Annotated in this window: 12 protein-coding genes, 1 tRNA gene and 1 pseudogene; 12 read left to right on the top strand and 2 right to left on the bottom strand. The window is 46.5% G+C overall.

Annotated features, from left to right (window positions below):
• Positions 1-57: 57 nt before the first annotated feature.
• Positions 58-999, top strand: a complete 942-nt coding sequence (locus FD971_RS02800; protein ID WP_215334601.1) for a CysB family HTH-type transcriptional regulator — start codon at positions 58-60, stop codon at positions 997-999.
• A 43-nt stretch (positions 1,000-1,042) separates the two neighbouring features.
• Here FD971_RS02800 and FD971_RS02795 read toward each other — a convergent pair.
• Positions 1,043-1,127 (bottom strand) — tRNA-Leu (locus tag FD971_RS02795).
• Between the two features lie 142 nt (positions 1,128-1,269).
• On the opposite strand from FD971_RS02795, the gene FD971_RS02790 reads away from it, so the two are divergent.
• The 8 genes and pseudogenes from FD971_RS02790 to rng all read left to right on the top strand — a co-directional run bounded on the left by FD971_RS02790 (position 1,270) and on the right by rng (position 7,987).
• Positions 1,270-1,989 (top strand): YebC/PmpR family DNA-binding transcriptional regulator, encoded by a 720-nt coding sequence (locus tag FD971_RS02790; RefSeq protein ID WP_215334600.1) that lies wholly within the window; start codon positions 1,270-1,272, stop codon positions 1,987-1,989.
• A 48-nt stretch (positions 1,990-2,037) separates the two neighbouring features.
• Positions 2,038-3,315 (top strand): phosphoribosylamine--glycine ligase, encoded by a 1,278-nt coding sequence (purD, locus tag FD971_RS02785; RefSeq protein WP_215334599.1) that lies wholly within the window; start codon positions 2,038-2,040, stop codon positions 3,313-3,315.
• Positions 3,316-3,380: 65 nt separating this feature from the next.
• Positions 3,381-4,292, top strand: coding sequence for an oxygen-dependent coproporphyrinogen oxidase (gene hemF, locus FD971_RS02780; protein WP_215335129.1), 912 nt, complete (start codon positions 3,381-3,383; stop codon positions 4,290-4,292).
• A 10-nt stretch (positions 4,293-4,302) separates the two neighbouring features.
• The gene (locus FD971_RS02775; RefSeq protein WP_251368697.1) at positions 4,303-4,998 is read left to right on the top strand and encodes an adenylyltransferase/cytidyltransferase family protein; all 696 of its coding nucleotides are present in this window, start codon (positions 4,303-4,305) and stop codon (positions 4,996-4,998) included.
• Positions 4,999-5,052: 54 nt separating this feature from the next.
• Positions 5,053-5,439, top strand: a pseudogene (rsfS, locus tag FD971_RS02770) (ribosome silencing factor); the annotation flags it as partial.
• A gap of 13 nt (positions 5,440-5,452) precedes the next feature.
• A complete protein-coding gene (rlmH, locus tag FD971_RS02765) occupies positions 5,453-5,896 on the top strand; it encodes a 23S rRNA (pseudouridine(1915)-N(3))-methyltransferase RlmH (protein ID WP_215334597.1) in 444 nt (147 codons plus the stop codon).
• A gap of 7 nt (positions 5,897-5,903) precedes the next feature.
• Entirely contained in the window at positions 5,904-6,527 is a 624-nt protein-coding gene (locus FD971_RS02760) for a nucleoside triphosphate pyrophosphatase (protein WP_215334596.1), read from the top strand.
• Positions 6,524-7,987 carry a ribonuclease G gene (gene rng / locus FD971_RS02755; protein ID WP_215334595.1) on the top strand — a complete coding sequence of 488 codons (1,464 nt, stop codon included), beginning with the start codon at positions 6,524-6,526 and terminating at the stop codon, positions 7,985-7,987. Before FD971_RS02760 ends, rng begins: the two co-directional genes overlap by 4 nt.
• Positions 7,988-7,994: 7 nt before the next feature.
• On the opposite strand, the gene msbA is transcribed toward rng, so the two are convergent.
• The gene (gene msbA, locus FD971_RS02750) at positions 7,995-9,758 is read right to left on the bottom strand and encodes a lipid A export permease/ATP-binding protein MsbA (RefSeq protein ID WP_215334594.1); all 1,764 of its coding nucleotides are present in this window, start codon (positions 9,756-9,758) and stop codon (positions 7,995-7,997) included.
• Between the two features lie 10 nt (positions 9,759-9,768).
• Between msbA and FD971_RS02745 the strand changes: the two genes are divergently transcribed.
• Genes FD971_RS02745 through FD971_RS02735 form a run of 3 tightly spaced genes read left to right on the top strand, consistent with a single transcriptional unit; the run spans position 9,769 to position 12,502 of the window.
• On the top strand, positions 9,769-10,548 hold the full coding sequence (locus FD971_RS02745) for a glycosyltransferase family 2 protein (protein WP_215334593.1): 780 nt from the start codon (positions 9,769-9,771) through the stop codon (positions 10,546-10,548).
• Positions 10,545-11,324, top strand: coding sequence for a glycosyltransferase family 2 protein (locus FD971_RS02740; RefSeq protein WP_215334592.1), 780 nt, complete (start codon positions 10,545-10,547; stop codon positions 11,322-11,324). Before FD971_RS02745 ends, FD971_RS02740 begins: the two co-directional genes overlap by 4 nt.
• A 20-nt stretch (positions 11,325-11,344) precedes the next feature.
• Positions 11,345-12,502, top strand: a complete 1,158-nt coding sequence (locus FD971_RS02735) for a glycosyltransferase family 9 protein (protein ID WP_215334591.1) — start codon at positions 11,345-11,347, stop codon at positions 12,500-12,502.
• Positions 12,503-12,514: the final 12 nt, after the last annotated feature.

Below are 12,514 nucleotides of genomic sequence, written 5' to 3'. Positions count from 1 at the left end.
CAAAATCATATAGAATTCTGTTGATATATCGCAGTTGATATAAAGAATGGAATCCATATGAATTTGCATCAATTTCGTTTTGTTCGCGAAGCCGTAAGGCAGAACTTCAATCTCACTTCAGCAGCTAAGGCGCTCTTCACTTCTCAGCCAGGAGTTTCGAAAGCCATTATTGAGCTTGAGGATGAGCTTGGAGTAGAAATATTCCGACGCCATGGCAAACGTATTCGCTCGCTGACTGAGCCAGGTAAACGCATCCTTGCCTCGATTGAGCGCATTCTGGACGAAGTGGAAACATTGAGAAGAGTTGGCAAAGACTTTGCCAGCCAGGATCAGGGTAATTTTGTGATTGCCACTACGCATACACAAGCCCGTTACGCCTTACCTAAAGTCCTTACTGAATTTACTAAACGCTTTCCAAAGGTTCGGGTCAGCATTCAACAGGGAAGCCCAGGGCAAATTGCAGAGCTGCTCATTCATGATCGTGCTGACATCGCAATTGCAACCGAAGGCATTGCCAATACTCCTGGTGTACTGGCGCTTCCAGGTTACCAGTGGCAACACGTTGTGATGGTGCCGCTCAGTCACCCACTACTGAATCAGTCAACAATCACCCTAGAAGAGATTGCGAAATATCCACTTATCACCTACGATAAAGCGTTTGCTGGTCGTAGCAAGATTGATGCCGCATTTGCGCAACGCAATCTCAGCCCCGACATCATCTTGGAAGCGATTGATGCCGATGTCATTAAGACCTATGTTGAAACAGGCATGGGTGTAGGGATTGTTGCTGGATTAGCCTATGACACAGATCGAGATCGCAATCTACGAGTCATTCCGGTTGGACATTTATTTGGCAATAACGTGACGCATTTGGGTGTTAAGCAAGGTGCTTATTTGCGATCTTTCGTCTACACCTTTATCGAATTGTTCTCACCAACGCTCACTAAGAAAATTGTTGAGCAAGCTATGAATAGCGAATCAGAAACTTATGAGATTTGAGATTGAGAGCATCACAAAGGTGTAGAAATCAGCCAATTTGAGATGGTGCCCCGGGGCGGACTTGAACCGCCACGCCTTGCGGCACCGGATTTTGAGTCCGGCACGTCTACCAATTCCATCACCGGGGCAGGTGTTTGCAGTGGAAAAACTGCATTGAAGCTTACTAAGAGGTGAGAGTGTAACAAAAAAGTTGTACTACTCCCAATTCTTGACCTCAGAAGCCCTTAAAATGAGGTCTTCAAGCGATATTACTCAAAAGGACTTACCCGTATGGCCGGCCATTCGAAATGGGCCAATATTCAGCACCGCAAAGGACGTCAAGACGAAAAGCGCGGCAAGATTTGGACCAAACTTATCAAAGAAATTACGGTTGCAGCTAAATTAGGCGGCGGCGATATCGCTACGAACCCGCGTTTACGTCTGGCAATTGATAAGGCTAAAGATGCCAATATGCCGAATGACAATGTGCAGCGAGCAATTCAGCGGGGGACAGGCTCACTCGAGGGCGTGAACTACGAAGAGATTCGTTACGAAGGTTACGGTCTTAATGGTGCCGCCATCATCGTTGATTGCTTAACAGATAACCGTACCCGCACCGTTGCTGAAGTGCGCCATGCATTTGCAAAAAATGGTGGCAACATGGGTGCAGAAGGTTCTGTTGCTTTCATGTTCAAACACTGCGGACAGATGCTGTTTGCACCTGGCACCAATGAAGATCAACTCATGGAGATCGCGCTGGATGCCGGCGCCGAAGATGTCATCACCCATGATGATGGCTCACTCGAGGTACTCACACCAGTTCCTGACTTTTCTAAAGTGCAAGACGCGCTCACCCAAGCAGGTTTAAAGGCTGAACTTGCCACAGTCACTATGCGCCCAGAAACTGAAACCGAGTTTGAAGGCGAACAAGCTGAAAGCATGCAAAAACTTTTGGATGCACTTGAAAACTTAGATGATGTTCAAGAAGTATTTACGAATGCATCCTTGTAAACCATCGAATTGATAAATCCCATTCATTAACTTATTTCTTAGCTCGTCATGAAAATTCTTTTAGTTGGATCCGGTGGCCGTGAACATGCATTAGCATGGAAGCTTGCTCAATCCCCACAAGTGCAAACCGTATATGTAGCACCAGGAAATGGCGGCACTGCCACCGCAAAACAAGCGGCAGCCGGAATTGAAAATCTCCCTATCTCCGATCTTCAAGAATTAGCAGACTTTGCTAAACGTGAAAAAATTCATTTAACCGTAGTGGGTCCTGAGGCTCCATTAGCTGCCGGCATCGTAGATGTGTTTCGCAATAATGGTTTGCGCATCTTCGGACCAACTCAACTGGCAGCTCAATTGGAATCCTCAAAAGATTTCTCCAAAGCATTCATGAAACGCCACGGTATCCCAACAGCGGAATACCAAACTTTCTCAAATACATTAGAGGCGCATGCTTACATTGATGCTAAAGGTGCGCCGATCGTTATTAAAGCGGATGGACTTGCTGCAGGAAAGGGTGTAGTTGTAGCTATGGATTTAGCAGAAGCGCATGCTGCTGTCGACATGATGCTCGCCGACAACAAGCTCGGTAATGCAGGTGCACGGGTAGTCATTGAAGAATTCTTAACCGGCGAAGAAGCCAGCTTTATTGTGCTCGTAGACGGTAAACATGTTTTAGCTTTAGCTACCAGCCAAGATCACAAGCGTTTACTCGATGCTGATCAAGGCCCTAATACTGGCGGCATGGGTGCTTATTCCCCTGCTCCAGTAGTTACCCCAGAAATTCATGCGCGCGCTTTGCGTGAAGTCATCATGCCCACAGTCAAGGGGATGGAGGCTGATGGCATTCCCTACACCGGCTTTCTCTATGCAGGCTTGATGATTTCCCCCGACGGCAAGATTAAGACTTTGGAATTCAACTGCCGCATGGGTGATCCAGAGACACAACCGATCATGGCGCGCCTGCGTAGTGATTTAGTCAACGCATTAGATCATGCAGTTGATGGCACTCTAAATGAAGTGGAATTAGATTGGGATCGTCGCACTGCATTAGGCGTAGTTCTCGCAGCCCATAACTATCCAGATACTCCGCGCAATGGTGATGTCATCACCGGTATTCCTGCCGATACCGAAGATCAGTTGACCTTTCATGCTGGCACCAAGCTGCAAGACGGCAAGCTAATTACCTCAGGCGGTCGCGTAATGTGTGTAGTAGGCTTGTCCGATACGGTTCGTGGTGCACAACAAAAAGCATACGACGCCATTTCTAAGATCCAATTTGATGGCATGCAATATCGAAAAGATATTGGCTATCGCGCAGTTAAATAACTTGAGCAATTCATAACATCCACTACGAAGATCTTTGAACCTTGTCATCAACTGAACATACTCAAATCAATATTGCAGAATTAAAAAATTACTTTTTAGGGCTGCAAGATCGCATCACGACTGTAATGAGTGCACTTGATGGCAAAACTTTTATGGTGGATGCCTGGGAAAAACCAGAAGATAGCAAGTTAAAAGGTTATGGACGCACCTGCATTTTGGATGGTGGAAATATTTTAGAAAAAGGTGGTGTAGGGTTCTCGCACGTTCGTGGCGATCAAATGCCTCCATCCGCATCACACCATCGCCCAGAGGTTGCGGGACGCAGCTTTGAAGCCATGGGTGTTTCCTTAGTCTTTCATCCAAACAACCCTAAGGTTCCCACCACCCATATGAATGTGCGCTGCTTTATTGCGCAAGCTCCTGGTAAAGAGCCGGTCTGGTGGTTTGGTGGCGGCTTTGATCTCACCCCCTATTACGGCGTTGATGAGGATTGCAAGCACTTTCATCAAGCAGCCAAAGATGCTTTAGATCCATTTGGTGAGGATCTGTATCCACGCTTTAAAAAATGGTGCGATGAATATTTTTATCTAAAGCATCGCGAAGAACCCCGGGGTATTGGTGGCGTTTTCTATGATGACTTTAATGAGCTTGGTTTTGAGAAGAGCTTTGCCATGACACGCGCTGTTGGCGATGCCTTTATTGATGCTTACCTGCCGATTGTCGAGCGCCGCTACAAAGATAGCTTTACCGCCGAAGAAAAAGCGTTTCAAGAATACCGTCGTGGCCGCTATGTGGAATACAACTTAATATTCGACCGGGGCACTATTTTTGGCTTGCACTCTGGTGGACGCACTGAGTCCATTCTGATGTCCATGCCACCGGTAGTTCAGTGGTGGTACAACTGGCAACCAAAACCCGGCACGCCAGAAGCTAAGCTCTACGACTACTACCTTAAGCCGCGTGACTGGCTAGCCTAAGTTGAGCTCAGTGCATTTGGATACTCCAAAAAAAATTGGCATCCTAGGTGGTACGTTTGACCCACCACACCTTGGTCATCTCAAATTGGCTACGCATTTTGCAAAGGTCTTGCATCTTGATGCCCTACTTCTCGTACCAAGCGGTGAACCTTGGCAAAAAGACTTTGGCATCACTCCTGCGGAAATCCGCCTGCAGCTGACTGAAGCAGCAGGCATTGATCTAGCTCGAGCATTTCTGTATCTAAAGATATCAACTCAGATTGGCATTGATCGCATCGAAATTGATCGAGCAGGCCCTAGCTATGCTATCGATACTGCTAAAGCACTGAGAGAACGTTTTCGGCCTGATGTCAGCTTAACTTGGCTAATGGGAGCCGATTCCCTTCTGAATCTCCCCACCTGGAACTCTTGGGATCAATTACTGAGCTTTGTGAATTTCGCCGTAGCTAGCAGACCCCACTATGAAGTTTCAGAGCAAATGGGCGCTGAAATCGTAACTTTATTGGAAAAGCATCAATGTATTGATGCGGATACCCTTGAAAAAAGCCCATTTGGCCGCATCTATCTAGATAACAGTCTTTCAGTAGACCTTTCATCCACCGAGCTTCGAAATCAGCTTAAAAGCCCCTCTCGTAGCGATATTGCTTCAGAGCACATTCCATCTCATGCTTTAGAAATCATTACAAATCTGGGTCTGTACAAATAATCAGGCTAAGATCACTCCTATATACAAAAATCTCAGAAAAATACTTAAGAAACTATGGACTTAACGAAATTACAACGCGTCGTGATCGACGCCCTTGAAGATGTTAAGGCGCAAGATATTCGCGTTTATGACACTACTAAGCTCAGTGAGTTATTTGATCGCGTGATCATTGCCACCGGTACATCCAATCGACAGACCAGATCATTGGCCATGTCAGTTAAAGAGGCAGTCAATGCTAAGGGTGGTGAAGTCATCTCGGTCGAAGGTTTAGAGACTGGTGAATGGGTGCTCGTTGATTGTGGCGATATCGTGGTGCACATTCTGCAACCAGCACTACGCGCTTACTATCAATTAGAGGGTATGTGGGGCGCTAAGCCTGTTCGGGTCAAATTAGCAGCAGACAAGGGGCTTGTGAAGGCCAGCGAACCCGACGACGAAGATTAATGTTTTAACAATGCGCTTAACGATTGTTTCTGTTGGTCACAAAATGCCAGAATGGGTTGCAACTGCAACCCATGATTACATCAAGCGTATGCCTGCAGATTGCAGCATTGAAATCAAAGAGATTAAACCCGATCTCAACCCGGCCAAAGAGGCTATCAAAATTGCAGCCGCTATTCCGAAGGGCTCGCGTGTCATAGCGCTTGATGAGCGCGGTAAGGATCAAACCACACAAAATCTATCTACCCATTTAGCAAACTGGCGTCAAGAAGGATTTGACATCACTTTTTTAATTGGTGGTGCTGACGGACTCGACTCCAGCCTCAAAGAAAATGCACAAGCAATGTGGCGCCTTTCGAGCCTAACCCTACCCCATGCCATGGCAAGAGTCTTGCTGGTTGAGCAACTCTATCGAGCTTGGACTATATTGCAAGGCCACCCCTACCACCGCGAGTAAGTCATTGATGTTTTCTTATATTTATCTTGCATCACAAAGTCCACGACGCCAAGAGTTGCTCAAACAAATTGGCATCCAGTTTGAGATGTTGATTGCGGCTCCGGATGAAGATACGGAGACCCTTGAAGTTCCCCTCCCCAATGAAAAAGCACGTCAATACGTTGAGCGAGTCACCTTTGCCAAAAGTGCCATTGCATTAGCAAGATGGCAAAACAGTGGAAAACCTTGGGCACCCATTCTGTGTGCAGATACCACTGTCAGCTTACCTAACAGCTCCGATGGCGAGATTCTGGGAAAACCAAACGATGCTGCCGACGCTGAACGCATTCTAGAAATGCTGAGCGGTAAAGTGCATGAAGTACTTACCGCAGTTGTTCTGATAATCGATCCTAAAACTAAGCCTCTTTGTCTGGTTCAAGTGTCTGAGGTGGAATTTGCCCACCTCACACCATCACAAATTGATAAATACATTCAGAGTGGTGAGCCCTTTGGTAAAGCTGGTGCGTATGGCATTCAAGGTCTTGGAGGGGCTTTTATTCCCTCAATTAAAGGTAGTTATAGCGGTATCATGGGGTTACCCATTTTCGAAGTTAAGCAATTATTGGATTTCGCTAAAGTTGCCCGCATATGAATGAAGAAATTCTGATCAACATCACCCCCCAAGAAACGCGGGTGGCATTAATCCAGCAAGGCGCTGTTCAAGAACTACAAATTGAGCGTACCCGCCAACGCGGTATCGTCGGCAATATCTACTTAGCCAAAGTGGTACGCGTACTACCTGGCATGCAATCCGCCTTCATTGAAATCGGCCTAGAGCGCACTGCATTTATGCACGTTGCCGATATCACCCAAAATAATCCTCAAGCCCAAATCGAAAAGCTGCTCTTTGAAGGGCAAAATGTTTTAGTCCAAGTTCTTAAAGATCCTTTAGGAACTAAAGGTGCACGCCTTACAACCCAATTGAGTATTGCTGGCCGCAACTTGGTTTACCTACCTCCAGCTGGTACTGATGCAGCTACTGAGAAATATATTGGGGTATCCCAAAGAATTGATCAGCCTGAGGAACGCGAAGCCATCAAAGCTCGCCTAGCAGGACTCATGCCTGCCGATGAAAAAGGTGGAATCATTGTTCGCACCAGTGCGCAAGATGCTAGTGATGCTGAGCTGCAACACGATATGCATTACCTACGCACCACTTGGGAAAAAATTCGGGAAGGCGTAAATCATAAGGCCGCCCCCAGCCTCCTTTACCAGGACCTCAGCTTAGCTGAACGCGTATTACGTGACGTTGCTGGTGAAGAAACCACCCAAATCCGGGTCGATTCTGCGGAGAACTTTGAAAAACTCAAAGGGTTCGCTACGCTCTACATGCCCAATCTTTTGGATAAGCTCACACTTCATCGCGGTGAGCGCGCCCTATTTGATTTATTTGATGTAGACGCTGAAATTAATAAAGCACTCGGCAGAAGAGTGGATCTCAAATCGGGTGGCTACCTAATGATCGACCAAACAGAGTCGATGACTACGATTGATGTGAATACCGGAAGTTATGTTGGCGCACGCAATCTTGATGACACCGTTTTTAAAACCAATCTTGAGGCTGCTCAGGCCATTGCCCGTCAACTCCGTTTACGTAATCTTGGCGGCATCATCATCATCGACTTTATTGACATGCTAAGTAAAGATCATCAAGAGTCAGTTTTACATGAACTCAATCGCAATTTTGATCGTGATCATGCTCGCACTTCAGTGAGCGACTTTTCCTCGCTAGGCTTGGTAGAGATGACGCGCAAACGTACGCGCGAATCTCTTGCCCATATTACCTGTGAGCCTTGCGCTACTTGCCAAGGCAAGGGCGAAGTCAAAACAGCACAAACCATTTGTTATGAGATTTTGCGAGAAATTGTGCGTGAGCATCGCCAGTTTAATCCCCGAGAATTTAGGATTGTTGCTGCACCCGATGTCATTGACCTCTTCCTAGAGGAAGAAAATCAATTCTTAGCTCAGCTTGGTGATTTCATCAGGAAGCCTATTAAACTCCAGGCGGAAGGTAGCTTTCGCCAAGAGCAGTACGACATCGTTCTCAGTTAATTATTGATTAAGCATTTGAAAACTGGATACGATGCAAGTTGGCATACATCCCATCTTTAGCAATCAACTCTTCGTGTGAGCCATTCTCAATCACATGACCATGCTCTAGCACAACAATTCGGTCAGCATGCTCAATAGTTGATAAACGATGTGCGATAACCAAAGTAGTTCTACCCGCCATCAATCGCTCTAATGCATCTTGCACTTGACGCTCAGATTCAGAATCGAGCGCCGAGGTTGCTTCATCCAAAATCAGAATAGGCGCATCTTTATAAATCGCTCTCGCAATTGCTAAACGCTGGCGTTGTCCGCCGGATAAGCGGTTGCCGTTATCTCCAATTTGAGTATCAATTCCTTCGGGCATTTCTTTCATGAGTGCGGATAAGTTGGCCGCCTCAAGCGCCTCAATCACGCGCCCACGGTCAATGCCTTCAGGACCAACAGCACCATAGGCTACGTTTGCCGCAATGCTGTCATTAAATAAAATCACATCCTGACTTACAAATGCAATTTGCCTTCGCACATCCGCAAGAACAATATCCTCAAGCGGAATATCATCCAAGAAAATTTGCCCACTGGTTGGCTTGAAGAAGCGGGGCAATAAATTCACCAAAGTAGATTTACCACCTCCAGATGGCCCGACAAAGGCAACCACTTCGCCAGATTTGATGTTTAAGTTCACACCAGTGAGAGCATCTTTTCGCCCAGCTTCTTGCTGATAAGAGAAGCCGACGTCTTCAAACCGAATTCCGCCCTTGGCTTTGCCCAAGGACTTCATATTTTCTTTACGCGACTCATCCTCTTCAAAAGGCTGATCCATAAGAGAGAAGATCATCTCAGCAGCAGTTAAACCTCGCTGTAATGGTTGATTGATATCAGCAAGATGCTTAATAGGCGAAATCACCAGCATCATCGCCGTAATAAAAGCAGCAAAGCCGCCTACAGTAGTCCCTTCCGAGGCTGATTGCATCAGGGCAATGACCAACACAATCGACAATGCCATGGAAGCAATGAGTTGCGTAATTGGTTGATTCAGCCCGCCAGCAACTGCTGACTTCATGGCAAATTGGCGAAGACGGTCAGCTTTTTCCATAAAGCGCCGCATCTCATACTCTTCGGCACCATGGACCTTCACGATCTTGTATCCAGCAGCAGATTCTTCAACTATGTAAGCAAGCTCACTAGTAAGTGTTTGCTGCTCACGATTTAAAGATCGCAGACGTTTATTAATCTTGCTCATGATGAAGGCAATGATTGGGAAGATCACCAGCACTACTAGAGTCAACTTCCAATTCAAATAAATCAGATAGCCAATTAAACCAACCACAGTGAGCGAATCTCGCACCAAGCTAATCAACATTCCGCCCATAATAGAGAGAACATTATTCACCTCAAAAACAACTGCATTAATCAGATTAGATGCGGAGTTCTTCTGAAAAAAAGTAGTTGATGCGTTTAGCAATGTTTGGAACATCTGTTGACGAAGCTTCAGCAGTACGGAGTTGATGACTCTAGTCAGCAAATAATTTGATAGGAATTGGGCTAAGCTACGGACAAAAGCCAAGCCCACCAGGAAAACTGGTACTTGCCAAAGCTTGCCATCCATCTGCCCAGTGAATCCACGATCCAGCAAGGGCTTCATTAGGGCCGGAATAGAGGTTTCAGCACCAGCAACCAGTGCCATGGCCAATAAAGACCCAATAATCAAGCCGATATGGGGCTTGAGATACTGAATTAAGCGATTTAGGGCGGTACGGTCTTGAGCATTCATATAATGAATTATGCCCACCTTATCCGTCATACTCATCACTCGCAATGAAGAGGCCAATTTGGCCGATTGTTTGGCCTCCCTCGAGGGGATTGCCCAGCAAGTCGTGGTGGTCGACACCGATAGCACCGATAGCACCCTAAAAATCGCTAAAAACCATGGGGCGATCATTAGTCAGCCAGCAGATTGGCCTGGATTTGGACCTCAAAAGAACCGCGCTCTAGACCTTGCAACGGGTGAGTGGGTTCTCTCATTAGATGCCGATGAACGCCTGACCCCTGCCCTCAGAAGTGAAATTCTGACGGCCATCCATCATTCGGCCCATGTTGACTGTTTTGCAATCCCGCGCCTTTCTTGGTATTGCGGACGCTTTATTCGCCATTCCGGCTGGAATCCCGATTATGTTGATCGATTATTTAAACGCGGCACTGCCCGCTTCTCGGATGACCTTGTTCATGAACGGCTAATTCCGAATGGGCAAGTGGCGAGACTAGAGAACCCCCTATTGCACTTCAGCTTCATGAACTACTCCCAAGTCCTACAGAAGCTTGATCGCTATTCAACAGCATCGGCCGAACAGGCCTTTGCCAAAGGGAAAAAGAGTAGTCCATTAAAAGCAGTACTTCATGGCATTTGGGCCTTTACCCGAACTTACTTCATTCGCCTTGGTTTCTTGGACGGCCCCCAGGGCTTTGCTTTAGCGATTTCTAACGGGCAAGGGACATACTATCGCTATATGAAATTATGGCAACTACATCAAGAAGCTGCTCAACATCAACTTCACAGTAAATGATCTCTGTACTTTTAGCGACCTATAACTGGCCACAAGCACTCAAACTCTGTCTTGAGTCACTTGGCACTCAAACAGATCTCAATTTTGAAATCATCATTGCTGATGATGGCTCCACCTCAGATACCAAGAGCCTCATCGAAGAAACTCGGAAACATTTCCCAGTAAACATCACGCATCTCTGGCAAGAGGATCAAGGCTTTCGCAAGACTCGTATTCTCAATCAAGCGATCGAGTCAGCGCGCGGCGACTATCTCGTATTTTTAGATGGCGACTGCCTTGTACAGCCAGACTTTATCGCCCAACATCGAAAACTATCCCAGCCAAACCACTTGGTTACAGGTAGTCGCGTTTTGCTGAATGATGAACTCAGTAAACAATTACTTTTGTGGCCTCATTGGGATTTCAAAAAATTTATCGACAAGTTGTTGAGCTATCGACTCTCTGACGGCATCAATAAGTTCTGGCCCCTCAAAATCAAATTAGGTGACGGCGCCTGGCGTAACTATAAAAAATTTGTCTGGCGCCGTATCAAGGGCTGCAATATGGCCTGCTGGAGATCCGATGCGCAAGCTATTGGTGGCTTTGACGAAACTATGACAGGCTGGGGGCACGAGGACGCGGATTTTGTTTTCAGACTGCAAAACCGGGGGTTGATTCGTAAATCTGGATCCTGGGCAACTGAAGTGCTACATCTCTACCACCGCATCAATGATCAATCCAATGCTGCAGAAAATGCACGTCGCGTCCGCGAAAAAATTCTAGCTAAGGCTCAGTAGGATTGAGTTACATTAGCCCAATGACTGCATTCTCTGTACTAAATCCTAAAAAAGTTTTATTCATTGCGACTCGCCAAATTGGAGATGTCCTTGTAACTACGCCACTTATTTCACAAGCACGTGAACTTTGGCCAGATGCTGAGTTTCACTTTTTGGGCTACCGCGGTAAGCTCGAGATGCTCAAAGGTAATCCCGAAATTGCTCAGACAATTGAAACTTCAGATCGCCCCAAACTCAAAGAATATCTTTCCTTATTTTTTAGACTCTTTCAACGGTACGACCTAGCTGTTGTTACGCAACCGAGTGATCGCGCCTATTTGTATGGCTTAATTGCTGCTCATCAACGCATAGGCGTATTGGGCGGACACCCTCAAGGCCTCACAGAAAAAGACAAAGCCAAGAAAAGTAAAAGCGATAAGCAAAATGCCTGGAAAAAGGCCATCAGCTTACATACTGTTGATGTAGATTATTTTGCACAGCATGTCATTACTGAAAAGCTTCGCTTAATAGAAATCTTTTATCGCAATCCCCGAGATTTGTTTAGTAAGCCAATCTCAGTAACCGCACCAGCAGGCGATCCGATTACCCCTAGCATTGCCGCTCAACTTCACTCGCCTTATGTAGTAGTACATCCTGGACCCTTGACTGCCTATAAGCGCTGGCCGCTGGCTTATTGGCAGTCTTTACTGACGTGGATTGTGAAGCAGGATTGGCAAGTTGCACTGAGTGCATCTCCTGCTAAGCAAGATCTACAACTCAATAAAGACATTCTGTCATTGCTTGATGAAGAAACTCGTAAGCATGTTGTTGATACAGCAGGCCTACTCACCATCCCACAAGCGGGAACACTCATTCGTGGAGCGATTGCCTACGTTGGGGTAGATACATCCATTACACACTTAGCAGCCGCATGCAATACACCAACCATTGCCTTATTTGGACCCACGCCACCCACCAATTTTGGGCCATGGCCGAATGGTTTTATTGGTGAACAACCCTATCAATTAAAAGCTCGCTCTCAGGCAGTTGGCAATGTCACGATCCTGCAAGGTCCGGGTGAGTGCGTCCCCTGTCGGAAAGCAGGCTGTGAAGATCGTGCAAGTAGCAATAGCGAATGCTTGGACCAACTAGCTCCAGATCAAGTCATTACAGCGCTACAAGCCGCTGTCAATAAATAATAAGCAGCTTTG

The organism is Polynucleobacter sp. AP-Ainpum-60-G11 (assembly GCF_018688375.1).
Classification (GTDB): domain Bacteria; phylum Pseudomonadota; class Gammaproteobacteria; order Burkholderiales; family Burkholderiaceae; genus Polynucleobacter.
Note: the sequence above shows the minus strand (reverse complement) of the source record. Positions and strands in the feature narration are given on the sequence as shown.